We start from the raw sequence: 22,942 nt of genomic DNA, 5'->3' as shown, positions 1-22,942 counted from the left end.
TCATGCGGGTCCTTTCAGGGGGAGTCGTACGTGCAGGCGCCAGCTGCCGTCCGCCGGTCCCGCGTCGGCGGTGCCGCCAAGGAGCCGGGCGCGATCGGTGATGCCGCGCAGGCCGTGGCCGCCGCCGGGGCGGGAGGCGGGGGCGCCGTGGGGCAGCGGGTTCTCCGCGAGGATTTCCAGGTCGGTGCCGTCAAGGGCGATCCGCAGGGTGACCGGGGCGTCGGGGCCCGCGTGCCGCAGTGCGTTGCTCAGGCTCTCCTGGACGATGCGGTACGCCTCGCGGGACACCATCGCGGGCAGGGCGTCCGGTCCTTCGGGGCCGAGGTCGACCGTGGCCTTCACCCGCAGGCCGCCCGCGCGGGTGCGCTTGAGGAGCCCGTCGAGATCGGCCGAGAGCGTCGGGGCGGGGGCGGTCGGACTCGTCCGGTCGCCGCCGCCCTCGCGCAACACCCCGAGCACCGCGTCGAGTTCGCCCACCGTGCGCCGGGTCGTCTCCTCGATGGCGGCAAGCGCCTCGCGGACGAACTCCGGGTCACGGTCCAGGACTCTGCGGGCGGCGCTCGCCTGGAGCGTGACCGCGCTCAGGGCGTGGCCCACCGAGTCGTGCAGCTCCCGGGCGAGGCGATTGCGTACGGCGAGGTCGGCGGCGCGCTGCTCGGCCGCCGCGAGCCGGTCCGCGGGCGAGGGCCCGAGGAGTTCGGGCGCCCAGCGTGCGAGCAGGCCCCCGGCCGCCGCCGCGCACCCCGCGAGCGCGACGAGGGAGAGGATCCCGATGAGCGGGCAGAGGGCCAGCATCCAGCCCTCGTCGAAGACTTCGGGCATCCCGACCCGGCTGCCCCGCAGCGCCGCCGCGAACGGCAGCGCGATCAGCACCGCGGCGAACGGCGGCAGGGCGAGGGACATCCCGCTGATGACCCCGCCGAACCCGAGGTGCAGCGTGAACCACGCGACGGTGCGTCCGCGTGCCTGCCGGGACCGTGCGGGCCCGTCGGCGAGCGCGTCGCCCGGCACGTCGCACAGCGCGCGCACCGCGGCCACCGACATGGGCCGGGTGAGCGGGAAGAGCGCGGTGATCGCGGCGAGCGGCAACCCCACCGCGAACGCGGTGAGTTGGGAGGTGAGCGAGCCGAACACGTTGTCCTCGCCGAGCAGCGGTCCGACCACGACGGAGCCCACGAAGACGTACGGCATGGCGAGCGCGCCACCGAGGATCAGATGGATCCACCGGCGCCGCGTCCGGCGCCCGAACAGGGCCGGGAGGGCTGTCGCGAGTGTCCTCACGCCGGTTGCCGCGGGGCACGGACGGCCGCGCCCGCCCGCTCCTTGAAGAAGACCACTCCGAGGGTGGCCACCAGTGCCCCGACGATCATCTGGACAGAGTAGGTCAGGAGCATCGCCGCCGTCGGCTGCCGGGCGAGGTCGTCCTCGCCGAGGACCGAGGCGAACAGCAGCCAGCCGCCCCAGCAGGCGACCGCGCCCGAGCCGAGCCAGGCCAGGGCGAGCGGCACCTTGACGGGCAGTGCGGGAGCCCGCCGGAAGGTGAGGAGCAGACCTCCGGCGACCGCGGAGCCGAGGTAGACCATGTCCATCGCTTCGAGCACGTAGAAGTCGGTCGTGCGCTCGTCGATCCGCGCCTCGGTGAGGCCGGCCGTGGAGCCGGTGATCCAGAGAAGGTGCATGACCAGGGGCGCGAGGGCGAGGACGGCGGCGGTGAGGGCGACACTTCGGGGGGCGCTCCGACGGCCGGTCGTCCCGGGCAGTTCCCGGACGAGGCCCCGCCACACGTGGCCCCACCGGTCGCGCGCGTAGAGGACGAACAGGGCGCCGAGGGCAAGGCCTTGGAGGATGAAGCCGCCGTAGACGACGCCGAAGACCCACTCGTGGAGGAAGGCGCCGCTGTCCTTGCTGCCTTGTGAGGGGTTGTTGACGCTGCCGCCGAGCGCCTTGACCAGGAGCTGGAGCGGGAACCCGGCCATGATCGGCGTGAGAAGGCCGGTGGCGGCCCACATGGGGAACGCGAGCAGCCAGGCGGGGGTGCGCAGGCCCCAGGGGCGGGTCAGGAGCAGCGCGAGGACGATGACGCTCGCGTCCATCAGCAGGGTGAGGCCGTTGGCGAAGATCATGGTGGTGCGGTGCTCGAGGAGGCTGCTGCCCTCGGGGATGCCGATGTGGCTTCCCGAGATCCACGCGATCTTCAGGGTGAGGTACGGCAGGGCGGCGAGGATGGCGGCGGTGCGCAGGGCCTGTCTCATGCGCCCCAGCCTTCCGGCGGGGGGACCCGGGCACCTCCTGCCAGGCGATGATCCGGGTCCGCCGTGCGGGGGAGGGGCGGGCGCTCCGGTCCCGGAGCGCGGGCCTACTCCAGCCGCAGGACGTCCTCCGCGATCTCCTCGCCCCGTGCGTGCGCGAAGCCGCTGGCGCGGGCCGTGACCCGGAAGCCGCACTTCTCCAGGACCCGCAGCGACCCCACGTTGTCCGCCGCCGCACGGGCGTACAGCGGGCGCTCGGGAACCTCCGCGAGGAGCTGACGCAAGGCCGCCGTGGCGAGCCCCCGGCCCCAGTAGTAGCGGTCGATCCAGTACGTGACCTCGCGCTCGCCCGGCTCGCCGTACACCGAGACGTTGCCCACCACGTCGCCGTCCGCGAGGACCGTGCGCACCACGACGTCGGCCGACTCCCGGATTCCCTTCCAATGGGCCTCGAAGAGCGTCCGGTCCGCCGTCTTCGGCGACGTGAACGCGGCGAGGTGGCTCGACTCGGGATCGTTCATCTGCCGGTAGAAGACCGGCAGATCACTGTCGTGCACGGGGCGCAGAGTGACATCCATGCTCATTGTGCTCACCATGCTCAAAGCCTACGAGTCGCCAGTGTCAGCCGGTCCCGCGCGTCGAACAACGCGTCCTTCACCATCTGTTCGTGCGCGGGCGTCAGCCGCGCCACCGGCACGGAGCAGCTGATCGCGTCCCGCGCGGGCGTGCGGTACGGGATCGCGACGCCGAAGCAGCGCAGGCCGAGCGTGTTCTCCTCGCGATCCACCGCGAAGCCCTGCTCGCGGACCGTGCGCAGCTCCTCGATCAGCTTCTCGCGGTCGGTGATCGTGTGCTCGGTCAGCGCGGGCAGCGTCTCCGGGAGCATCTTGCGGACCTGCTCGTCGGTGTGGGTGGCCAGGAGCGCCTTGCCCAGGGACGTCGAGTGCGCCGGGAGGCGGCGGCCGACCCGCGTGAAGGGCCGCAGGTAGTGCTGCGACTGGCGGGTGGCCAGATAGACGACGTTCGTGCCGTCCAGGCGCGCCAGGTGGATCGTCTCCGTGGTGTCGTCCGAGAGGCGGTCCAGCGTCGGCCGCGCCGCCGCCACGACCTCGTCACCGTCGATGTACGACGTGCCGACGAGCAGGGCCCGCACCCCGATCCCGTACCGCGTGCCGGTCGCGTCCGTCTCGACCCAGCCGAGCTCCACCAGCGTACGAAGGAGCATGTAGAGGCTGGACTTGGGGTAACCGACGGCTTCCTGGACGGCGGCCAAAGAGTGCATTCCGGGACGTCCCGCGAAATACTCCAGCAACTCAACCGTCCGCACAGCGGACTTGACCTGTGCCCCGCCAGTCTCGCCAGCCGACATCGCCCTTGACCCCTTAGTTCGACGAGAAATAGTCTCCGAAGTCTCCGGTTCATCATCGGAGACAGCGTTCAGCATATCGAACAGCCCAGGTGGGTGGCAGCACATCTGTGGCATCACCTCTGGAGGACCCCGCGGTGGCAGCAGCACCAGTCTGGAGTGTCGACCCCCGAACCGGGAAGCAGCGCGAACAGGTTGCGGTCGAAGCCACAGTCCAGGAGGTGGACCAGGCGGTGCGCGCCGCCCTGGCCGCCAAGGACGCCCTGGCCGACCGCGGCGTACGCGCCGCCTTCCTGCGCTCCGCGGCCGAACTGCTCGACGCGGCCAAGGACCATCTGGTGGAGGCCGCGGACGCGGAGACCGCACTCGGTCCCGTCCGGCTCACCGGTGAACTCGCCCGTACCTGCTACCAGTTGCGGGCCTTCGCGGACATCGTCGACGAGGGCGGCTTCCTCGGCGTCGTCATCGACCACCCCGACAGCAGCGCCACGCCGCCCATCCCCGACCTGCGGCGCTACAAGATCCCGCTGGGCGTCGTGGCCGTCTACTCCGCGTCCAACTTCCCCTTCGCCTTCTCCGTCCCCGGCGGCGACACCGCGAGCGCGCTCGCCGCGGGCTGCCCCGTGGTCGTCAAGGCGCACCCGGACCACCCGGCCACCTCCGAGCTGGTGGCGTCGACGCTGCGGCGGGCCGCCGCCCGGCACGACATCCCCGAGGGCGTCCTCGGCCTCGTGCACGGCTTCGACGCGGGCATCGAGCTCGTCAAGCACCCGCTCGTGTCCGGCGCGGGCTTCACGGGCTCCATCCGCGGCGGCCGCGCCCTCTTCGACGCGGCGGCGGCGCGCCCCGTGCCGATCCCCTTCCACGGAGAGCTCGGCTCGCTCAACCCGGTCGTCGTGACCGAGGCCGCGGCCGTCGAGCGCGCCGAGGAGATCGGCGCCGGTCTCGCGGGCTCGATGACGCTCGGCGTCGGCCAGTTCTGCGTCAAGCCCGGCCTGGTCTTCGCGCCGGCCGGTGCGGGCGGCGACCGGCTCCTGAAGTCCCTGACGGAGGCGGTCAGCGACACCGAGGCCGGGGTGCTCCTGGACCACCGGATGCGGGACAACTTCGTGGCGGGCGTGCGCGAGCGCGTCGAACTGCCGGACGTGGACGCGCCGGTCACGCCGGGCGCGGGCAGCGAGCACACGGTGAGCGCGGGCTTCCTGACGGTCCCCGCGGCGAAGCTCGCCTCTGAGGGCGAGCACGACCTGCTCCTGGAGGAGTGCTTCGGGCCGGTGACGGTCGTCGCGCGCTACGAGGACGACGCGGAGATCACCGCCGCCCTCACCCGGCTCTCCGGCAACCTCACGGCCACGGTGCAGCTGTCCGCCGAGGAGGCCGCGGGCGAGGGGCGCGGGGCCGCGCTGCTCGCCGAACTGACGCCGCTGGCCGGGCGTCTGCTGGTCAACGGCTGGCCGACCGGCGTCGCGGTGGCGCCCGCACAGCACCATGGCGGGCCGTACCCCGCGACGACGTCCACCTCCACCTCCGTGGGCGGTACGGCGATCGAGCGCTGGCTGCGCCCTGTCGCGTACCAGAACACGCCCGCCGCGCTGCTCCCGCCGGAGCTGCGGGACGAGAACCCGCTGGGGCTCCCGCGTCGCTACGAAGGGCGCCTGGAACACTGACGTCCATGGACGTCAACATCCCCGAACTGCCCTTCTCCCTGCGCACGTACGGCCCCGACGGCAACTGGTCGTACGAGGACGGTGTGCTCACCGGCTGGGCGGGCGCCCGGCAGGACCGCTTCGTGCCGCCGACGGGCGAGGCGCTCGACCCCGCGTCGGACGCGCCTCGCCTGCTCGGCGCCCCCGAGGGCGACTTCCAGCTGATCGCGCGGGTGACGGTCGGTTTCGCGGCGGCGTTCGACGCGGGCGTGCTGTATCTGCACGTGGGTGACCGGGAGTGGGCCAAGCTCTGCCTGGAGCGGTCGCCGGACGAGGCGACGGTCTGCACGGTCGTCACCCGCGGTCGCTCCGACGACGCGAACGCGTTCGTGGTGGACGGCAGCAGCGTCTGGCTCCGGATCAGCCGCACGGGGTCGGCGTTCGCCTTCCACGCTTCCCTGGACGGCAAGCGCTGGACGTTCGTGCGGATCTTCTCGCTGGGCGAGGAGAAGGCGGCGGGTGCGGCCCTGGTCGGCTTCATGGCGCAGTCGCCGGTGGGGGAGGGGTGCGTGGTGACGTACGACGGGATCGAGTTCCGTCCGAACTGGCCCCAGGGCCTGAGGGACGGTTCGTAGGACCGCTTCAGCCCGTCCGGCGCTTGAGGACGAACTCGGCGGAGCCGGTGATGACGGCACGCAAGGCCCCCGCGCCGGAGCGGGTTTTCGGGAAGGGGCGGGGTCGGGGAAAGCTCAGCGCCCCCGCCGCAGCCCCAGCGTCGCAATCCCGGAAGCCGCCAGCAGTCCCGCCGCTGTCAGCAGGCTCACCCGCATCCCGGAGACGAAGTCCCCGGCCAGCAGGCTTCCGAAGGCCGCGATCCCCAGGCCCCCGGCCACCTGCCGGGCCGAGTTGAGGACCCCCGCGGCCAGACCCGCCCGGTCGGCCGGCACCGCCTCCATCATGGCCGCGGTGAGCGGCGGGATCGTCAGCGCGCAGCCCAGCGCCAGCGGCACCATGAGGAACGCCAGGCCGAGCGCGGGCGTCGACGCGTCGGCGAACAGCAGCGCGAGAAGCCCCAGTACGGCGACCGCCTGCCCCACCAGCATCGGGAGCCGCGGCCCGACCCGCGCCGCCAGCTTCCCCGCCACGACGTTCGTGACCGCGATGAGCCCGGTCATCGGCAGGAACATCAGCCCGGCCCACAGCGCCGAACGCCCCTGCACCTCCTGGAAGAAGAGGCTGAAGACGAAGACGAGGCCGTAGAAGGCGACGCTGCACGCGGCCCCGGCCGCGACGGTGATCGCCACCGTCCGGTCACGGAAGAGACCCAGAGGCACCACCGGATGCGTCTGCCGGGCCTCCGTCCGCAGGAACACCGCACCCGCCGCCACCGCGACCACCAGGGCGATCAGACCCGTCGTACCGCCCTCGATGACCGCGAAGGTCACGGCCGTCAGCGTCAGGACGGCGAGCAGCTGGCCCGGCACGTCCAGCGGCGCGGGCCGCCGCTCCGAGCGCGGGGCCCGCAGCAGCAGGACCAGCGCCACCGCGCCCAGCGGGACGTTGATGAAGAAGATGCCGCTCCAGTCCCACGCCGTGGTCAGCGCACCGCCCGCGACCGGACCCAGGGCCACCGCCACCGAACCGCCCGCCGCCCACATGGCCACCGCGCGCGCCCGCTTGGCCGCGTCCGCGTAGGCCTGGCGTACGAGGGAGAGCGAGGCGGGCAGGACCACGGCGGCCGCCACGCCCTGCACCACCCGGGCGCCGATCAGCACGGGCAGCGACGGCGCGAGCCCGCATGCCACGGAGGCGGCCGTGAACACCGTGATGCCGATCGCGTACGCCCTGGTCGCACCGATCCGGTCGGAGAGCGCCCCGGTGGAGAGCATCAGAGCGGCGAAGGCGAGCGTGTAGGCGTCCACGACCCACTGGAGGCCGGTCATGCCGCCGCCGAGGGAGTCCCCGATCGCGGGGAGCGCCACATTCACCACGGAAGCGTCGAGCGTGATGAGGGCGAAGCCGAGCATGGCGGCGGTGAGCGTGAGGCCGGGGGAGGCGTGGTCCTTGCGGGGCGAGCCCGCCGAACGGGAGCTTCGGGAGAGGGAGTTCGTTGCCATGTCCATGAGTCTGCTGACGGCGGCGCGGCTACAGTAGTGGCCTGAATGCCATACCTCCGGAGGTTCTGGCCATGCCCTGCCCGCCGTCCGCCCACCGGCCGCACCGCGTCGCCGTCATCGCGCCCTCACCTGTGTCGATGTTCAATCTCGCGATCCCCGAGATGCTCTTCGGGAGGGTCGAGGTGGCCGGCGGACCCGGCTACGAGGTGGTCGTCTGCACCCCGGAGCCGGGCGCCGTCGCCACCACGGGCGGGCTCAGCCTTCAGGTGGAGCAAGGGCTCGATGCCGTACGCGACGCCGACACCCTCCTCGTCGCGGGCACCGGGCACCGCTACGAACCCGACCCCCGGACCGTCGCCGCCGTCCGCGAGGCCGCCGACGCGGGCCGGCGCATCGCCTCCATCTGCAGCGGCGCCTTCGTGCTCGCGGAGGCGGGCCTGCTCGACGGGCGCAGCGCCACCACCTACTGGCAGCTCGCCGAGGAGCTGCGCAGCCGCTATCCGGCGCTCGACCTCAAGGGGGACGTCCTCTACGTGGAGGACGGGCAGGTCATGACGTCCTCCGGGTACGCCGCGGGGATCGACCTGTGCCTGCACGTCATCCGCACCGACTACGGGGCGGCCGTCGCCAACGAGGTGGCCAGAGCCGCACTCGTCGCCCCCGTGCGGCCCGGCGGCCAGACCCAGTTCACCCAGACCCCGCTGCCGCCCGAGCGGGGCACCGCCTGCGCCGACACCCGGGGCTGGGCCATGCGCCATCTCGACGAGCCGCTCACGCTCACCGACCTCGCCCGGCACGCGGGCGTCAGCGTGCGCACCCTCACCAGGCGCTTCCACGCGGAGAGCGGGGTGAGCCCGCTGCAGTGGCTCCTGCACCAGCGCATCGAGCGGGCCAAGGAGCTCCTGGAGACGACGAGGCTCTCCATGGACCGGGTCGCGGAGGCCTGCGGGCTCGGCACCGCCGACTCGCTCCGCGGCCACCTGGTGCGCCGCACCGGGCTCACCCCGAGCGCCTACCGCACCCAGTTCAGCCGCCTCGGAACTCAGGGCTCCAGGAACACGTCTATGGCAGCGTGATCCACTCAGTACTCCCCACGACGATGCGGACCGTGATGCCGACCGTCATACGCAGTGCCCTCACCGCCGACGCCCCGGCCCTCGCGGCCCTGCATGCCCGCGCCCGCGCCACGTACTACCCCGAGGGGCTGCCGGGCGCGGCCGTCGACGGGACGGCGCTGTGGCGGGCGGGCATCGAGCGGCGCGGCGGGCATGTGCTGTGCGCGGTCCGCGAGGGCCGGATCGTGGGCCTCGCCTCGTTCCGTACGCCCGATGGCGAGGCGGCGGACACCGTGACGCTCTTCCAGTTCCACGTCGACCCCGACCACTGGCGCGCCGGGGTCGGCGCGGCGCTGCACGCCGCGTGCGTGGAGGAGTGGCGGGCCGACGGCATCCGGGAGGCCTCCCTGGACGTCCATCGCGAGAACACGCGGGCCCAGGCCTTCTACGCCCGCCATGGCTGGCAGGAGGCGGAGGCCGCCGACGGCGCAGACACACATCTGCGGATGCGGTTCTCCGTGCCGGCCGGGGAATGAGCGGGGCAAGTCGTACGTTCTTCAACTGACCGGAGGGACCCTCCGCACTACCGTTCGATTTGAAGAGAGCTAGTCACATGCGCGTCGAGATCTGGTCCGATATCGCCTGTCCCTGGTGCTATGTCGGCAAGGCACGCTTCGAAAAGGCACTCGCCGCCTTTCCGCACCGCGACAACGTCGAGGTGGTGCACCGTTCCTTCGAGCTCGACCCCTCGCGCGCCAAGGGCGACAGCGGGCTCGTGATCCCGATGCTCGCCAAGAAGTACGGCCTGAGCGAGGAGCAGGCCCAGGAGGCCGAGCGGAACCTCGGCGTGAACGCCTCGTCCGAAGGCCTCGACTACCTCACCGAGGGCCGCGACCACGGCAGCACTTTCGACATGCACCGCCTGCTGCACTTCGCCAAGGAGCAGGGCAGGCAGGACGAGCTGCTCGGACTCCTGTACCGCGCCAACTTCGCCGAGGAGCGCTCCGTCTTCGACGACGACGAGCGGCTCGTGGAGCTCGCGGTCGCGGCCGGTCTCGACGCGGACGCGGCCCGCGCGGTGCTCGCCGATCCCTCCCGGTACGCCGACGACGTACGCACCGACGAGCGCGAGGCCGCCGAGCTCGGCGCGAACGGCGTGCCGTTCTTCGTCCTCGACCGGAAGTACGGCGTCTCCGGCGCCCAGCCCGCCGACGTCTTCGCGCAGGCCCTGGAGCAGGCGTGGGGCAGCCGCTCGCCGCTCACCACGCTCGCGGACGGCGCCGCCTGCGGCCCCGACGGCTGCGACGTGTAAGCGACGCTGAGCGGACCACTCCACACATCGTCGATGGACGTGGGCGCGCAGGGGCGCGAGAGTTGATCCCATGGGGAACATCAACGGCGCCGAGTTCGCGCCCACGTCGACGTATCTGAACACGGCGAGCTGCGGGCTGCTGCCGGCCCGGGCCGTCGAGGCGATCCAGGGCCTCGCGGCCGAGAACGGCTCCGGCAGACGCGGCGGCTCGGGTGACTTCGGGATCGTGCAGGCCGCCCGTGAGTCCTTCGCGCGGCTCGTCGGAGTGCCGCACGCGCGCGTGGCCAACGGTGGATCGGTCGCGGTGCACGCCGGTCTTGTCGCGGCGGCGCAGCGGCCGGGGTCCGAAGTCCTCTTCCCCGAGGGGGACTTCAGCTCGATCATCAACCCCTTCGTGGTGCGCGGCGACCTCAAGATCCGCTTCGCGCCGCTCGAAGACCTCGCCGAGGCGATCCGCCCCACCACCGCCCTCGTCGTGTACTCCGTCGTCCAGTCGGCCGACGGCCGGATCGCCGACGACACGGCGGTGCGCGAGGCCGCCGCCGCCCACGGCGCCCGTACCCTCAACGACGCGACACAGGCCGCGGGTTGGCTGCCCTTCGACGCGGGCCTGTACGACTACACCGTCACCGGCGCCTTCAAGTGGCTGCTCTGCCCGCGCGGCACATCATTCCTGACGGTGAGCGAGGAGGCGCAGGAGTCCCTCGTCCCGCTGCACGGCGGCTGGCTCGCGGCGGCGGAGAGCTGGAACGCCACCTATGGCCCGCTCTCCCAACTGGCCCCCGATGCACGCCGGTTCGACGAACCCCCCGCCTTCCTCGCTTACCACGGCGCGGCCCAGGCGCTCGCCCTTCTGGAGGAGACCGGCATCGACGCGGTCCACGCCCACGACACGGCGCTGGCGGCCCGCTATCGCGCCGGGCTCGCGGAGCTGGGCCATGAGCCGGTGCCCGGTGCGTCCCCCATCGTCTCCGTACCCGGACTGGCCGACAGCGAGGAGCGGTTGAGCCGGGCCGGCATCATCACCTCCGCACGGGCGGGACACCTGAGGGCCTCGTTCCATCTGTACAACACCGAGGCGGATGTGGACCGGATCCTCGACGTGCTCTCCGGCTGAACCCTGGCGCGCAGGGCGGCGGGGCACTAGGAAGGCATGACGGGGTGGCCTCACGAGGCGGTGGTGTCAGTGGCTCAGCAGCCCCATCCGGACACCGGTCTGCATCAGCGCCTGGTGTACGGCGACGAGACGGCGCTCGCCGAGGTCTACGACACGTACGGAGCCCTCGTCCACCGCGTCGCGGCACGCGTCACCCGCAGCCCTGCCGCGGCGGAGGACGTGGCCCAGGAGGTCTTCGCCCATCTCTGGTCGCGGCCCTACGCGTTCGACGCAAGGCGGGGCAGTCTGCGCACCTGGCTGTGCATGCTGGCGCATCGCAGGGCGGTGGACTGGGTACGCGGCGAGGAGCGCCACCGCAAGGCGGCGCACGCCGACGACGCGACCCTGCACACCATCCCCACCCCGGACCCGCCCCCGGAAGACGTGGTCATGGCACGAGAACGCTCCCTGCTCCTCCATTCGGCCCTGGCGAGACTCCCGCTCCCGCAGCGCCAGGTGGTGCACCTCGCGTACTTCGCGGGCTGTACCTACCGTCAGGCGGCGGTGGAGCTCGGCATCCCGGAGGGCACGGCCAAGACCCGATTACGGGCGGCCCTGCGCCGGCTGGCCGAAGCCCTGGCCGATCCACCTGACCCGCCGGACCCACCGGCCCCGTCCAACCCAGCTGACCCGGCACTTGCCGAAGCTCCAGGCGAAAGAGGCACGTGATGACCACGGATCACGAAGCCGTACGTGAACTTCTCGGGGCCTGGGCGTTCGGCGCGCTCATGCCGGGCGACGAGCATACGGTCGCCCCGCATCTGGCCGACTGCGACCCCTGCGCGGCCGAGGCGGGACGGCTGCGGGCGACAGTGCGCCACCTGGACGGGCCGCCCCTCTCCGACGGGCCCGCCCCCGCGGGACGGGACCGCGTCCTCGGCCTGGCCCTGCGCACCCGCACCGCGGCCCCGCGCACGGCCTCGCACGCCGCTCCGTACGCCGCTGCCGTGGCCGGGCTCCGGGCGCTGCTTCGGGAGATGGACGAGCACGGGCGGTGGGACACCCCGGTCGTGCACGACTGGGACGCGCACGACACGGTCGCGCATCTGCTGGCCGCGGACGAGCCGCTGGCCGTGCGGCTCGGGCTGCGCGCGCCGGGGCCGTGCGACGGCGTGGACGGGACGCCGTGGCGTGTGGCGTGGGCGGCGCGCACGGAAAGGGTGCTCGCCCGGGAGCGGGCCCGCACGCCCGCACAGACCGTGGACTCCTGGCAGGCCCAGGCGGCCGATCTGCTCTCCTCACCCGAGGCGCACGACGTCGAACTGGCCGGATGGGCAACGAAGTTGATGGGGGCCCGGCTGCCGCTCTCGGACCACTTCCTGGTCCGCGCCTTCGAGGCGTGGGTGCACACGGACGACATCGGCAGGGCCCTGGACCTGCCGGTGCCGCCGCCGCGCACCCCGCACCTCTGGCAGCTGGTGCGTCTTGCCGTACGGACCCTGGAGCTGGCCCTGGGTTCCAAGGCGCCGGCCGTCGCGCTGACCGTCGCGGGAGAGGGCGGCGAGATGTCCTGGATCCTGGGCAGCGGGGCGGAGCCGGTGAGCGCGGAGCTGGTCCTCGACCCGGTGGACTTCTGCCTGCTCATGGGCGGGCGAAGGGACCCCGCGGTGGTGCCTCGCGGAGTCTTTGGCAGCGAGGTCACCGCGGAGCACGTCCTGACCCGGGCGGCTTCCCTGGCCTGGCTCTGATCTCCGTCCCAAAAAAGCTCCGGCCCCTTCCGCGCCCGCGCCCCACGCCTCCGGGGCGGTCCCGCGCGGGGTGCCCGGCAGTGAGGCCCTTACGCGCCGCCGCCCCGCGCCTCCAGGGGGCAGTCCGCCGTCTCTGTGCACAGGTTGGTCTCCACCTTGCCCAGGAGTCGCGCCAGCTCTGCCCTCTCCGTCCCGTCCAGGCCCGCCAGCGTGTGGGTCTCCAGTTCGCCCCAGGCCCGCTCCACCTGCGCAAGGAGCCCGCAGCTCGCGTCCGTGGCCTCGACCAGGACGGCCCGCCGGTCGTCCGGATCGGGACGGCGGCGCACATGCCCTGACTGTTCGAGGCGTTGCAGCATCTTCGTGACCGTCGACGGGTCCAGGTCGACCGCCCTGATGAGCTCCGACTGCCGTACGGGCCCCGCGTCCCAGAGGTACATCATCACGAACTCCTGGCCGGGATAGAGCCCGAGCCCCTTCAGCGCCTTGCCCGCCGCGATCCGGTGCAGCCGGGCGACCCGGCTCACGGTGTGGCTGACGGGCCCCTGCCGCGCGGCGGTGGGGAGCTCGGTACAGGCGGGGTCGGCGTCGTTCATCGGAGCTCCAGCGGTGGGGTCGGCGGTGGTGTTCCACAAGATTAGCTTGGTCGGCCAAGGAATGAGTTACAGTGGCGTCCGGTTGAATTACTTGGCCGACCAATAACCTTCCCCTGGGGGCATCAGATGACCACCGCGTTCGACTCCCTCGACCTCGCGGGCACCCCGCTCGCCAACCGCATCGCCCTGGCCCCCATGACCCGCAGCCGGGCGGGCGAGGGCGGCACCGCCACGGAGCTCACCGCCGAGTACTACGCCCAGCGCGCATCGGCCGGCCTGATCATCACGGAGGGCATCCAGCCCTCCCCGGTCGGTCAGGGCTATCCCGACACCCCTGGCCTGCACTCCGACGAGCAGGTCGAGTCATGGCGCAAGGTCACCTCCGCGGTGCACGCCGCGGGCGGCCGGATCTTCGCCCAGATCATGCACGTGGGCCGCATCGGCCACCCCGTGCTGCTCCCCGACGGCCTGGTCAACGTGGCCCCCTCGCCCGTCGCGGCCCAGGGGCAGGTCTACACGGCCGAGGGCCCGAAGGACTTCATCACGCCCCGCGAGCTCACCGGCGAGGAGATCCGCGCGACCATCGCCGACTTCGTGACCGCCGCCCGCAACGCCATCGACGCGGGCTTCGACGGGGTCGAACTGCACGGCGCCAACGGCTACCTCATCCACCAGTTCCTGGCGCCCGGCTCCAACAAGCGCACCGACGAATGGGGCGGCACCCCGGAGAACCGCATCCGCTTCGCGGTCGAGACGGCCAGGGCCGTCGCCGCCGAGATCGGCGCCGCCCGCACCGGCCTGCGCCTCTCGCCCGGCAACCCCTTCAACGACATCTCCGAGCCGCAGGACGAGCTCGAGGCGACGTACACCTCCCTGGTGAAGGAGCTGAGCGCGCTGGACCTGGCCTACCTGCACGTCATGGAGGTGGGGCCGATCCGCGACCTGGTGACCACCCTGCGCCAGGGCTTCAACGGGCCCTTCATCCTGAACCCCGCGACCGAGGGATCCACCGGGCCCGACGCGCTCGCCCTCGTCGAGGACGGCACCGCGGACGTCATCGCGTTCGGCGCGCTGTTCCTGGCCAACCCCGACCTGCCGGCCCGCCTCAAGGCCGAAGGCCCGTACAACACGCCCGACCCGGCCACCTTCTACGGCGGCACGGAGAAGGGCTACACGGACTACCCGGCGCTGTAGGCCCCAAAGAGCCCCGAAGAGCCAAGAAGCAAGAGGCAAGAGCCAAGAACCAAGTGTGGCCCGGCACCCCCAGGTGCCGGGCCAACTCGCGTACGAGACTGCTTACTTCACCGGGGTGAAGTCCCGAGCCCCAATGTATTCCGGCCGCCGGACCGGCGCCGCGAACGGCTCCACCGCCGTGTTCTCCACACTGTTGAACACGATGAAGACGTTGCTGCGCGGGAAGGGCGTGATGTTGTCCCCCGAACCGTGCATGGCATTGCAGTCGAACCAGGTCGCGGAGCCCGCCTCACCGGTGAAGAGCCGGATGCCGTAGTCCGAGGCGAGGCTGGTGAGCGTCTCGTCCGAGGGAATGCCCGCGTCCTGCATCTGCAGGGACCGCTTGTAGTTGTCCTTCGGTGTGGCGCCTTCACAGCCGAGGAACGTCTTGTGCGACCCCGGCATGATCATCAGGCCGCCGTTGGTGTCGTGATTCTTGGTGAGCGCGATGGAGACGGAGACGGTCCGCATGTTCGCGAGTCCGTCCTCGGCGTGCCAGGTCTCGAAGTCGGAGTGCCAGTAGAACCCCGAGGCCCCGAAGCCGGGCTTGACGTTGATCCGGGACTGGTGGACGTACACGTCGGAACCCAGGATCTGACGGGCCCGACCCACCACGCGCGGATCGGCGGCGAGCTTCGCGAACAGCTCGCTGATCTTGTGCACCTCAAAAATGGTGCGGATCTCCTGGGAGCGCGGCTCCACGATCGAGCGCTCGTCCGCCCGCATCGTGGGGTCGTCGATCAACCGCGAGAGCTCCGCGTGGTAGACGCTCACCTCGTCAGGGGTGATGAGCTGGTCGATCGCCAGGAATCCGTCCCGGTCGAACCCCGCCAGTTCGTCGGCCGTGATCGGCCCCGGCGTACCCGGCTCGGACCACACGACGGGGTCCTTGCGCTCGATGAGGACCTCTTCGGTGCCTCGGGTCGGGTACAGATCGGCGGTGCGTTCGGGTGCGGTGGTCATGGTGTTGCCTGCCTCTCCTCTCGTACGGCCCTTTCCGGGATGTACACCCCCGCCGCCCAGAGGAAGAGGGCGGCGGGGGAGATTCTGGGTGTGCGCTCCGGCTAGGCCGGCTCCGGCTCCGTGAGCAGCGGGTACACGCCGTTCTCGTCGTGGTCCTCACGACCCGTGACGGGCGGGTTGAAGACACAGATGCAGTGGAAGTCCTCCTTGATCCGCATCGTGTGCTTCTCGTGCCCGTCGAGCAGGTACATGGTGCCCGGCGTGATCGTGTACTTCTCGCCGGTCGTGTCGTCGGTCAGCTCGGCCTCGCCCTTGGTGCACACGACGGCCTCGATGTGGTTGGCGTACCACATCGACGTCTCCGTACCCGCGTACAGGATGGTCTCGTGGACCGAGAAGCCCACCCGCTCCTTGGCGAGGACGATGCGCTTGCTCTCCCAGGTGCCGGACGCGGACTTCACGTGCCGGTCGGTGCCTTCAATGTCCTTGAACGAACGGACGATCACGGTGAGTTGGTTCCTTTTCTCTTACGGGGGTGAGGACGCGGCCCTGCGGCCGCTCAGGCGGTCTCGCGCACCGCGCGGGCGAGCGTACGAAGTCCCTCGTCCAGCTCGTCGGCGGTGATCGTCAGCGCCGGGAGGAGCTTGACGACCTCGCTCTCGGGGCCGGAGGTCTCGATCAGCAGACCGAGCTCGAAGGCGCGCTTGGCGATGGCGCCCGCACGTGCCTTGTCGATGAACTCCATGCCCCAGACCAGGCCGCGGCCGCGGTACTCCTTGATGGCGCCGGGGTTCTCGTCGGCGATCGCGGCGAAGGCCTCCTCGACCTGCTCGCCACGGGCACGGGTCTGCTTCTCCATGGCCGGGCCGTCGGACCAGTAGGTCTCCAGGGCGGCGGCGGCCGTGACGAACGCCGGGTTGTTGCCGCGGAAGGTGCCGTTGTGCTCGCCCGGCTCCCAGATGTCCAGCTCGGGCTTGAACAGCGTCAGGGCCATCGGCATGCCGTAGCCGCTGATGGACTTGGACACCGTCACGATGTCCGGCGTGATGCCCGCCTCCTCGAAGGAGAAGAACGCGCCGGTGCGGCCGCAGCCCATCTGGATGTCGTCGACGATGAGCAGCATGTCCCAGCGCTCGCACACGTCGGCGAGCTTGCGGAGCCACTCGGCGCGGGCGACGTTGATGCCGCCCTCGCCCTGCACCGTCTCGACGATCACGGCGGCGGGCTGGTTGAGGCCGGAGCCCTGGTCTTCGAGCAAACGCTCGAACCAGATGAAGTCGGGGGTCTTGCCGTCGAAGTAGTGGTCGAACGGCATCGGCGTGCCGTGCACCAGCGGGATGCCGGCGCCGGCGCGCTTGAAGGCGTTGCCGGTCACGGCGAGCGAGCCGAGCGACATGCCGTGGAAGGCGTTCGTGAACGACACGATCGACTCGCGGCCCTTGACCTTGCGGGCCAGCTTCAGCGCGGACTCGACGGCGTTGGTGCCCGTCGGGCCCGGGAACATGACCTTGTAGGGCAGGTCACGGGGGCGCAGGATGATGTTCTGGAACGACTCCAGGAACGCGCGCTTGGCGGTCGTCGACATGTCGAGGCCATGGACGACGCTGTCGCGCTCCAGGTAGTCGATCAGGGCGCGTTTGAGGACCGGGTTGTTGTGGCCGTAGTTGAGCGAGCCGGCCCCGGCGAAGAAGTCGAGGTACGAGTGGCCGTCCTCGTCGAACATGCGGCTGCCCTGCGCACGGTCGAAGACAGTGGGCCAACCGCGGCAGTAGCTGCGCACCTCCGACTCCAGGGTCTCGAAGACGCTCAGGTCGGGCTGGGTGATGGTCACAGCAGATCTCCTGGGAGATGGAAAGACTTGGGAGGTGGGGGGTGACAGGTGGTGCGTGGGGGGATCGGCGGAACTCAGCCGACCGGCTCGACCGGTTCGATCTGCGCGACTTTCCCGGTCTGGGCTATCGGCTCGATGAGGAACAGGACCTCGGGCTCGTGCCCCTCGTCGGGGAAGAGCCCGGCGTCGAAGAGCACCGTGCGCTCGACCGACGCTCCGTGGCGCTGTGCGTACGAGGTGAAAAGCCGCTGGGACGGTGCGTTGTCCGGCGTGATGGTCGTCTCGACCGAGACCAGCTCCCGGTCGGCGGCGACCTTGGCGGTGAGACCGTCGAGCAGCGCACCGGCAAGGCCGCGGCCGCGGTGCGCCTGGTCGACGGCCACCTGCCAGACCACCAGGGTGCGCGGCCGCTCGGGCCGGATGTAGCCGGTGATGAACCCGGCGGGCTCACCGTTCGCGTCCCTGGCCACCACGGAGGTCGCCGCGAAGTCACGGCACCACAGCAGGTAGCTGTACGAGGAGTTGAGGTCCAACACCTTCGAGTCGCGGGCGATGCGCCAGATGGCGGCACCGTCGGCGACGTCGGGGGTGTCGAGGCGCAACCCCTCGGGCATTTCCAGGGAATTCGCTAGCAGGTCGGTCGGTAGATCGGCTTGTGCAGCGGTCATGCGGATTGAATTTACCGAGCAATTTCTCGAATTGCATCGGCGGGAGGGGTTACGTAAGAACGTTCGATGTGTTATCACGCGGGGGTGCGCGCCCGCAGGAAACCTCGGCAGTTTGGCCTGATTTGATGGGGTCGTACGGCACATAACGGGCGCGATGTGGAGTACGTCACAGAACCGTAACTCCCTCGAAGCATGTCCGGATTGTGAGACTTCGTGTTGTCGAAACCTTAGTGTTTAGGTCTCCGGAAAGCGGGCAGAAGAATACGGGAAGCTGTGCTGATAAAGTGGATAAAGAAGCGGTGGGAATTCGTCCGTGAATTTACGTAGAGTATTTACGGCCCCGTTACGACCACTTCCTGCTCGCACGTGCGCCTCAGGCCCGGGGTGAAGCGCCCCGCCTGATCGCGGTTGCGCTTCACCTGCGCCAGATGCTGCAGAGCGGCGCCGCCCGCCCCCCTACGCCCGCCTACCGCCAGGCGTCCGTCACCGCGCTCCGGGCCGCTTCGAGGTCGACGGTGAGGCCGGCCTCGCCCATCGCGGCACCCAGTGCGGCCAGCGAGGCGTGCACGACGCCACGGGTCGCGTCCGGTCCGTAGTGGTTCACCCGGATCATCTCCGTGGCGAGGGCGCCACCACCGGCGACCAGCGGAAGCACCGGGTCCGCGGCGAGCGCCTTTGCGACGAGCGCCGACGCGTCGACACCCTCCGGGGCGCGCAGGGTCGTGGCGACCGGAGCGGCGTCCCGCGCCTCGTGGACGTACGGGGTCAGACCGCCGCCCAGGGCCAGCGCGCCCGCGCGCGTGGCCGCGGCGGCGGTGGCGTGCCGTGCCGTCAGCGCGTCAAGACCCTCCGCCTCGATGCGCTCCACGCACGCCTCGAGGGCAAGCATCTCCAGCTGGGCGGGCGCGTGCAGGAGTGCCTTCCTGCCGCCGTCGATCCAGCGCTCCTTCCAGTCCAGGAGAGAGAGGTAGGAGCGGCGCGGCGCCCGCGGATTGGCGGCCAGGCGCGCCCAGGCCCGCTCGCTCACGGAGACGGCCGAGACACCCGCCGGGCCGCCCATCGCCTTCTGCGCGCCGATCACGCACAAGTCCACGCCCCACGCGTCCGGAAGCAGCGGCTCGGCGGCCACCGACGCGACGGCGTCGAGCATGAAGAGGGCGCCGTGCTCGGTGACGACCTCACCGATCTCGGCGACGGGATTGGTGTTTCCGGTCGCCGCCTCGGCGTGCACGAGCGAGACGAAGTCGATCTCGGGGTGCGCGGCCAGGGCCTCGCGCACCTGCTCGGCGGTCACGGCCGTGTGGAAGGGCACGGCGAGATCGACGACGGTCGCGCCGCAGTCCCGCAGCCAGTTCCCGAAGGTCTGTCCGTACGGGCCGGTGATGACGTTCAGCGCCGTCGTGCCGGGCTGGGCCGCACCCCGGATGCAGCCCTCCAGGGGCAGCAGCGCCTCGCCCTGCATGATCACGACGTCCTGCTCGGTGGAGAGCAGGCCGGCGACGCGCTCCTCGATGGAGGCGAAGTGCCGGGCACTCAAGGGGGCCAGGTCAAGGAATGGATGCGTCGTCACGTGTGTCGTACCGGTGCTGCTCACTTCGCTGCTCACTTCGCTCACGAGTTCGTTCGGGCTGCCGGACCGAGCGTACCGACAGGCTCCTAAGCTGCTGTACATGAGCGATCACACGGTGCTGCACGTGAAGGGGCGGGTGCTCGTCGGCCCGGACGAGGTCCGGGACGAATTGTGGGTGGTCGGGGGCCGGGTGACGTACGACCGCCCGTCGCGGCCGGCGGACGTCACGACGATCGAGGGCTGGACGCTCCCGGGCCTGGTCGACGCGCACTGCCATGTGGGCCTGGACGCGCACGGCCCGGTGGAGCCGGAGGTGGCGGAGAAGCAGGCGCTGACCGACCGCGAGATCGGCGCCCTCCTGATCCGTGACGCGGGTTCACCGTCCGACACGCGCTGGATCGACGACCGCGACGACCTCCCCAAGATCATCCGAGCGGGCCGCCACATCGCGCGCACGCGCCGCTACATCCGCAACTACGCCCATGAGATCGAGCCGTCCGACCTCGTCGCGTACGTCGCCCAGGAGGCCCGGCGCGGTGACGGCTGGGTCAAGCTGGTCGGCGACTGGATCGACCGCGACGCCGGGGACCTGACGGCGTGCTGGCCCCGGCCCGAGGTGGAGGCGGCGATCGCGGAGGCGCACCGCCTGGGCGCGCGGGTGACGGCGCACTGCTTCGCCGAGGACTCCCTGCGGGACCTGGTCGAGGCGGGCATCGACTGCATCGAGCACGCCACCGGACTGACCGAGGAGACCATTCCGCTCTTCGCCGAGCGGGGCGTCGCCATTGTCCCGACCCTGGTGAACATCGCGACGTTCCCGCAGCTCGCCGACGGCGGCGAGTCGAAGTTCCCCCAGTGGTCGCGGCACATGCGGCGGTTGTACGAGCGCCGCTACGACACGGTGCGGGCCGCGTACGACGCGGGCGTGCCGGTGTACGCGGGCACCGACGCGGGCGGTTCACTGGCCCACGGCCTGGTCGCCGCCGAGGTGGCCGAGCTGCGGCTCGCCGGAATCCCGGCGGTGGACGCCCTGTCGGCGACGACCTGGGGAGCGAGGTCCTGGCTGGGACGCCCCGGCCTGGTGGAGGGCGCACCGGCGGACCTGGTGGTGTACGGGGCCGATCCGCGGGAGGACGTGGGGGTACTGGCCGCGCCGCGAAGGGTGGTGCTGAACGGGAGAGTGGTGGGCTAGGGGGCTTCTTGGTCGCCGTTTCAGGGGCTGATCGTTTCAGCCCCTGTGGGTCCCCCCGGACGGAGTCTGGGGGAGTTTGAGGAGCGGGGTCTGGGGCGGAGCCCCAGTATCGGGAAGGGGCGGGGTGGGGGAGAAGAACGCCCCGTCCACCAGTACCGGCACCCCCTCCGAAGCCTCCAGTTCCACGGCCACCGCTACATCCGCCGCGAAGCCTTGGCTCACCAGCTCCCGCCCCGACGCGCAGTCGGCGACGGCCGAGGCGACGTCTGTGCACGACGTGTACGCGGCGGCCGCCACCGAGGCCTCCGGTGAGAGCTCCGCCTCCTGGATCGCGGAGATCACCGCCCCCGCCCCCAGCAGATCCTCCAGGGCGGGACGCAGACTCCCGTCGCCCCACCGCTCGCCGGCGGCAACGACGGCGACCGGCCGGTCAGGTCGCCCGTACCCCTGCCCGGCCAGCCAACTCCCCACGGCCGCCGCGTTCCTGAGGCACCCCGCTACCACCACCCCGGAGGCGCCCGCCGCCGCGGCGATCGCCGAACCGTTGGGCGAGGGCAGCACGAGACGGGGCGTGAAAGGGGCCCGGCGCAGGGCGGCCGGGGAGAGAGACCACGGGGACCCCTCGGTCACCCCGCGCCGCCCGACCGCAAGGGCCGCGTCCCGCTCGCGCGCGAAGGCGACGGCACTCTCGTCCCGCCACGCGTAAGGGAAGACCTTCGTCCCCGCCTCCACGGCGACCGACACCGCCGTCGTGAACGACAGCACGTCGACCACGACCAGGCAGACCACGTCCCCGCCCGCCATGAGTCGCCGAGCCCCCTCCGGCCCCCACTCGAACCGCACCGCGTACTCGCCCTGCGCGGACCACTGATCACCACGGTCGTGCCTCGTCCGTCCCATGGGACTCATATTGACGGAGCGTTACGCACAAGGGCCTCGGTTCGTTGGACATCATTCGGCCACGGCGTCGGCGTCAACCGGCGTGTTCGAGCCAGGGAGTTGCCCGGGTGACTCGGGGGAACGCCCGTGCCGCAAGATTCGAAAGCAAGGGCGGAAACCTCCCTTTGGAGTGAACTCACGCTTCGTCGCTGGCTATTCACTCTCAGTGCGTAAAGATTCCCTCTGTCGATGTTGCCGGTGTCGTGCTCATGCGATGTCCCCATCCAGCGAAGCGCGAGGCCGCCGGCGACTCCGTAACTCTTGTGGGGGTTCCACCACCTTGAACAGCAACGCCTTCCGCCTGCCCGCACGCCGTCTCGGCGTGATCGCCACCGCCACGGTGCTCGTCGCGGGTCCCGCGGCGCTCGCCACCGCGGGACCCGCCGCGGCGACGGGCGGCGACAAGGGCCGCGCGAACGCCGTCGTGCTGCGCACCGGGCTCGACGTCTCCCTGCTCAACAAGACCTTGAACGTCCCGCTCAAGGTCTCGCTCAACGAAGTGCAGGCGCCGGCCAACGCCGACAAGACCGCGCTCACCGCCGCGCTTGACGGGGTCAACGGCGGGCAGCCGTTCAGCGTGCTGCGGGCCGACGTGGCCACCGCGAAGGCGACCGCGGAGAAGGGCAGGGCGGAGGGGTACAGCAACATCGCGCGGGCGAAGGTGCATGTGCCGGGCCTGCCGCTGCTTTCCCTGATCGAGGTCGACCAGGTGACGTCCAAGGCGGTCTGCGAGGCGGGCAAGCGGCCGGTCGCCGAGGCGAATCTGCTGGGTGGCGTGACGGTGCTCGGCAAGAAGGTCACGCTGTCGGCCGGGGGCACGACCCAGGTGAAGGTGCCGGGGGTCGGTGAGGTGCGGCTCGACCTGTCCAAGACCCATACGACGTCGCGTACGGCTGCGGCGTCCGCGCTGGAGCTGACGGTGTCCGTGAATCCCCTGAAGCTGAATGTGGCGGAGGTGGAGGGGACGGTGACGTTGGCGGGGGCGTCCTGCGAAGCTCCCACTGCTGTTGCCAAGCCTGAGCCTTCGGCTTCGGCATCGGCTCCGGTGAAGCCGCAGGGGGGTGCGGGGGAGAAGCCGGTCGCGGAGAAGCCGGCCGAGGCGAATCTCGCGGAAACCGGGGGGAATTCGTCCACGCCGTATCTGGTGGCGGGCGGGGCCTTGCTTCTCGCCGCGGGGGGCGGGGCGGTGGCGATGACTCGCCGGGGGCGGAAGGTGTGAGGTAGGGCGGTCCCTGCGGGGCTCTCCCCAATCCCACCCCTTCCCGAAACTGGGGCTCCGCCCCAGACCCCGTACAAGATGGCCTCAAACGCCGGCCGGGCTGAGTGGTTCAGCCCGGCCGGCGTTTAAGGCCCTCGCGCCAGAG

General features: G+C 71.4%; 23 protein-coding genes. 11 read left to right on the top strand and 12 right to left on the bottom strand.

Going from position 1 to position 22,942, the window contains the following annotated elements:
- From AB0I66_RS13565 to AB0I66_RS13550, 4 genes are all read right to left on the bottom strand, one after another.
- Positions 1-1,281 (bottom strand): histidine kinase, encoded by a 1,281-nt coding sequence (locus AB0I66_RS13565; protein WP_363207997.1) that lies wholly within the window; start codon positions 1,279-1,281, stop codon positions 1-3.
- Complete coding sequence (locus tag AB0I66_RS13560) at positions 1,278-2,252, bottom strand: hypothetical protein (RefSeq protein WP_363207996.1); 975 nt, start codon at positions 2,250-2,252, stop codon at positions 1,278-1,280. The genes AB0I66_RS13565 and AB0I66_RS13560 overlap by 4 nt, the downstream gene beginning before the upstream one ends.
- Positions 2,253-2,356: 104 nt before the next feature.
- Complete coding sequence (locus AB0I66_RS13555) at positions 2,357-2,827, bottom strand: GNAT family N-acetyltransferase (RefSeq protein WP_363208661.1); 471 nt, start codon at positions 2,825-2,827, stop codon at positions 2,357-2,359.
- Positions 2,828-2,847: 20 nt separating this feature from the next.
- Positions 2,848-3,618 carry an IclR family transcriptional regulator gene (locus AB0I66_RS13550; RefSeq protein ID WP_160504308.1) on the bottom strand — a complete coding sequence of 257 codons (771 nt, stop codon included), beginning with the start codon at positions 3,616-3,618 and terminating at the stop codon, positions 2,848-2,850.
- Positions 3,619-3,752: 134 nt separating this feature from the next.
- Here AB0I66_RS13550 and AB0I66_RS13545 point away from each other — a divergent pair, with 134 nt between their 5' ends.
- Together AB0I66_RS13545 and AB0I66_RS13540 are read left to right on the top strand one after the other, a co-directional pair.
- Complete coding sequence (locus AB0I66_RS13545) at positions 3,753-5,282, top strand: aldehyde dehydrogenase (NADP(+)) (protein ID WP_363207994.1); 1,530 nt, start codon at positions 3,753-3,755, stop codon at positions 5,280-5,282.
- 5 nt (positions 5,283-5,287) lie between these two features.
- The gene (locus AB0I66_RS13540; RefSeq protein WP_363207993.1) at positions 5,288-5,896 is read left to right on the top strand and encodes a DUF1349 domain-containing protein; all 609 of its coding nucleotides are present in this window, start codon (positions 5,288-5,290) and stop codon (positions 5,894-5,896) included.
- 114 nt (positions 5,897-6,010) lie between these two features.
- Here the strand turns inward: AB0I66_RS13540 and AB0I66_RS13535 are convergent, their stop codons facing one another.
- Positions 6,011-7,378, bottom strand: coding sequence for an MFS transporter (locus tag AB0I66_RS13535; RefSeq protein ID WP_363207992.1), 1,368 nt, complete (start codon positions 7,376-7,378; stop codon positions 6,011-6,013).
- Positions 7,379-7,449: 71 nt separating this feature from the next.
- On the opposite strand from AB0I66_RS13535, the gene AB0I66_RS13530 reads away from it, so the two are divergent.
- The 6 genes from AB0I66_RS13530 to AB0I66_RS13505 all read left to right on the top strand — a co-directional run bounded on the left by AB0I66_RS13530 (position 7,450) and on the right by AB0I66_RS13505 (position 12,589).
- Positions 7,450-8,454 carry a helix-turn-helix domain-containing protein gene (locus AB0I66_RS13530; RefSeq protein WP_363207991.1) on the top strand — a complete coding sequence of 335 codons (1,005 nt, stop codon included), beginning with the start codon at positions 7,450-7,452 and terminating at the stop codon, positions 8,452-8,454.
- A gap of 35 nt (positions 8,455-8,489) precedes the next feature.
- Positions 8,490-8,969 carry a GNAT family N-acetyltransferase gene (locus AB0I66_RS13525; RefSeq protein WP_363207990.1) on the top strand — a complete coding sequence of 160 codons (480 nt, stop codon included), beginning with the start codon at positions 8,490-8,492 and terminating at the stop codon, positions 8,967-8,969.
- Positions 8,970-9,046: 77 nt separating this feature from the next.
- Entirely contained in the window at positions 9,047-9,745 is a 699-nt protein-coding gene (locus AB0I66_RS13520) for a DsbA family oxidoreductase (protein WP_363207989.1), read from the top strand.
- 70 nt (positions 9,746-9,815) lie between these two features.
- Entirely contained in the window at positions 9,816-10,862 is a 1,047-nt protein-coding gene (locus AB0I66_RS13515; protein WP_363207988.1) for an aminotransferase class V-fold PLP-dependent enzyme, read from the top strand.
- A 36-nt stretch (positions 10,863-10,898) separates the two neighbouring features.
- On the top strand, positions 10,899-11,570 hold the full coding sequence (locus AB0I66_RS13510; protein ID WP_363207987.1) for a sigma-70 family RNA polymerase sigma factor: 672 nt from the start codon (positions 10,899-10,901) through the stop codon (positions 11,568-11,570).
- Entirely contained in the window at positions 11,570-12,589 is a 1,020-nt protein-coding gene (locus tag AB0I66_RS13505; RefSeq protein ID WP_363207986.1) for a maleylpyruvate isomerase family mycothiol-dependent enzyme, read from the top strand. The genes AB0I66_RS13510 and AB0I66_RS13505 overlap by 1 nt, the downstream gene beginning before the upstream one ends.
- Before the next feature lie 89 nt (positions 12,590-12,678).
- Here AB0I66_RS13505 and AB0I66_RS13500 read toward each other — a convergent pair whose 3' ends face one another.
- Complete coding sequence (locus tag AB0I66_RS13500) at positions 12,679-13,182, bottom strand: MarR family winged helix-turn-helix transcriptional regulator (RefSeq protein ID WP_363207985.1); 504 nt, start codon at positions 13,180-13,182, stop codon at positions 12,679-12,681.
- Between the two features lie 126 nt (positions 13,183-13,308).
- On the opposite strand from AB0I66_RS13500, the gene AB0I66_RS13495 reads away from it, so the two are divergent.
- Positions 13,309-14,376, top strand: a complete 1,068-nt coding sequence (locus AB0I66_RS13495; RefSeq protein ID WP_363207984.1) for an alkene reductase — start codon at positions 13,309-13,311, stop codon at positions 14,374-14,376.
- A gap of 102 nt (positions 14,377-14,478) precedes the next feature.
- Here AB0I66_RS13495 and thpD read toward each other — a convergent pair whose 3' ends face one another.
- From thpD to AB0I66_RS13470, 5 genes are all read right to left on the bottom strand, one after another.
- On the bottom strand, positions 14,479-15,378 hold the full coding sequence (gene thpD, locus AB0I66_RS13490; protein ID WP_363207983.1) for an ectoine hydroxylase: 900 nt from the start codon (positions 15,376-15,378) through the stop codon (positions 14,479-14,481).
- A gap of 101 nt (positions 15,379-15,479) precedes the next feature.
- Positions 15,480-15,884: an ectoine synthase gene (locus AB0I66_RS13485; protein ID WP_361826232.1), complete on the bottom strand. Its 405-nt coding sequence runs from the start codon at positions 15,882-15,884 to the stop codon at positions 15,480-15,482.
- A gap of 53 nt (positions 15,885-15,937) precedes the next feature.
- Complete coding sequence (gene ectB / locus AB0I66_RS13480; protein WP_363207982.1) at positions 15,938-17,209, bottom strand: diaminobutyrate--2-oxoglutarate transaminase; 1,272 nt, start codon at positions 17,207-17,209, stop codon at positions 15,938-15,940.
- 74 nt (positions 17,210-17,283) lie between these two features.
- Positions 17,284-17,877, bottom strand: coding sequence for a diaminobutyrate acetyltransferase (gene ectA, locus AB0I66_RS13475; protein ID WP_363207981.1), 594 nt, complete (start codon positions 17,875-17,877; stop codon positions 17,284-17,286).
- Positions 17,878-18,343: 466 nt separating this feature from the next.
- Entirely contained in the window at positions 18,344-19,447 is a 1,104-nt protein-coding gene (locus AB0I66_RS13470) for an aminotransferase class V-fold PLP-dependent enzyme (RefSeq protein WP_363207980.1), read from the bottom strand.
- A gap of 100 nt (positions 19,448-19,547) precedes the next feature.
- On the opposite strand from AB0I66_RS13470, the gene AB0I66_RS13465 reads away from it, so the two are divergent.
- Positions 19,548-20,639 carry an amidohydrolase family protein gene (locus AB0I66_RS13465; RefSeq protein ID WP_363207979.1) on the top strand — a complete coding sequence of 364 codons (1,092 nt, stop codon included), beginning with the start codon at positions 19,548-19,550 and terminating at the stop codon, positions 20,637-20,639.
- 36 nt (positions 20,640-20,675) lie between these two features.
- Here the strand turns inward: AB0I66_RS13465 and AB0I66_RS13460 are convergent, their stop codons facing one another.
- The gene (locus AB0I66_RS13460; protein WP_363207978.1) at positions 20,676-21,539 is read right to left on the bottom strand and encodes a 2-phosphosulfolactate phosphatase; all 864 of its coding nucleotides are present in this window, start codon (positions 21,537-21,539) and stop codon (positions 20,676-20,678) included.
- A gap of 319 nt (positions 21,540-21,858) precedes the next feature.
- Between AB0I66_RS13460 and AB0I66_RS13455 the strand changes: the two genes are divergently transcribed.
- Positions 21,859-22,797 carry an SCO1860 family LAETG-anchored protein gene (locus AB0I66_RS13455; RefSeq protein WP_363207977.1) on the top strand — a complete coding sequence of 313 codons (939 nt, stop codon included), beginning with the start codon at positions 21,859-21,861 and terminating at the stop codon, positions 22,795-22,797.
- Positions 22,798-22,942: the final 145 nt, after the last annotated feature.

The sequence above is a fragment of the Streptomyces sp. NPDC050439 genome, assembly GCF_040655335.1.
In the GTDB taxonomy this organism is placed as follows: domain Bacteria; phylum Actinomycetota; class Actinomycetes; order Streptomycetales; family Streptomycetaceae; genus Streptomyces.
The sequence above is the reverse complement of the archived record's forward strand: the minus strand, read 5'-3'. Positions and strand labels throughout refer to the sequence as shown.

What these genes read in the sequence shown, in the direction of transcription:
- AB0I66_RS13560 (WP_363207996.1), bottom strand. Translation starts at nt 2,252, where the DNA reads ATGAGACAGGCCCTGCGCACCGCCGCCATCCTCGCCGCCCTGCCGTAC.
- AB0I66_RS13555 (WP_363208661.1), bottom strand. Translation starts at nt 2,827, where the DNA reads ATGGATGTCACTCTGCGCCCCGTGCACGACAGTGATCTGCCGGTCTTC.
- AB0I66_RS13550 (WP_160504308.1), bottom strand. Translation starts at nt 3,618, where the DNA reads ATGTCGGCTGGCGAGACTGGCGGGGCACAGGTCAAGTCCGCTGTGCGG.
- AB0I66_RS13540 (WP_363207993.1), top strand. Translation starts at nt 5,288, where the DNA reads ATGGACGTCAACATCCCCGAACTGCCCTTCTCCCTGCGCACGTACGGC.
- AB0I66_RS13535 (WP_363207992.1), bottom strand. Translation starts at nt 7,378, where the DNA reads ATGGCAACGAACTCCCTCTCCCGAAGCTCCCGTTCGGCGGGCTCGCCC.
- AB0I66_RS13530 (WP_363207991.1), top strand. Translation starts at nt 7,450, where the DNA reads ATGCCCTGCCCGCCGTCCGCCCACCGGCCGCACCGCGTCGCCGTCATC.
- AB0I66_RS13525 (WP_363207990.1), top strand. Translation starts at nt 8,490, where the DNA reads ATGCCGACCGTCATACGCAGTGCCCTCACCGCCGACGCCCCGGCCCTC.
- AB0I66_RS13520 (WP_363207989.1), top strand. Translation starts at nt 9,047, where the DNA reads ATGCGCGTCGAGATCTGGTCCGATATCGCCTGTCCCTGGTGCTATGTC.
- AB0I66_RS13515 (WP_363207988.1), top strand. Translation starts at nt 9,816, where the DNA reads ATGGGGAACATCAACGGCGCCGAGTTCGCGCCCACGTCGACGTATCTG.
- AB0I66_RS13510 (WP_363207987.1), top strand. Translation starts at nt 10,899, where the DNA reads ATGACGGGGTGGCCTCACGAGGCGGTGGTGTCAGTGGCTCAGCAGCCC.
- AB0I66_RS13505 (WP_363207986.1), top strand. Translation starts at nt 11,570, where the DNA reads ATGACCACGGATCACGAAGCCGTACGTGAACTTCTCGGGGCCTGGGCG.
- AB0I66_RS13500 (WP_363207985.1), bottom strand. Translation starts at nt 13,182, where the DNA reads ATGAACGACGCCGACCCCGCCTGTACCGAGCTCCCCACCGCCGCGCGG.
- AB0I66_RS13495 (WP_363207984.1), top strand. Translation starts at nt 13,309, where the DNA reads ATGACCACCGCGTTCGACTCCCTCGACCTCGCGGGCACCCCGCTCGCC.
- thpD (WP_363207983.1), bottom strand. Translation starts at nt 15,378, where the DNA reads ATGACCACCGCACCCGAACGCACCGCCGATCTGTACCCGACCCGAGGC.
- ectA (WP_363207981.1), bottom strand. Translation starts at nt 17,877, where the DNA reads ATGACCGCTGCACAAGCCGATCTACCGACCGACCTGCTAGCGAATTCC.
- AB0I66_RS13465 (WP_363207979.1), top strand. Translation starts at nt 19,548, where the DNA reads ATGAGCGATCACACGGTGCTGCACGTGAAGGGGCGGGTGCTCGTCGGC.
- AB0I66_RS13460 (WP_363207978.1), bottom strand. Translation starts at nt 21,539, where the DNA reads ATGGGACGGACGAGGCACGACCGTGGTGATCAGTGGTCCGCGCAGGGC.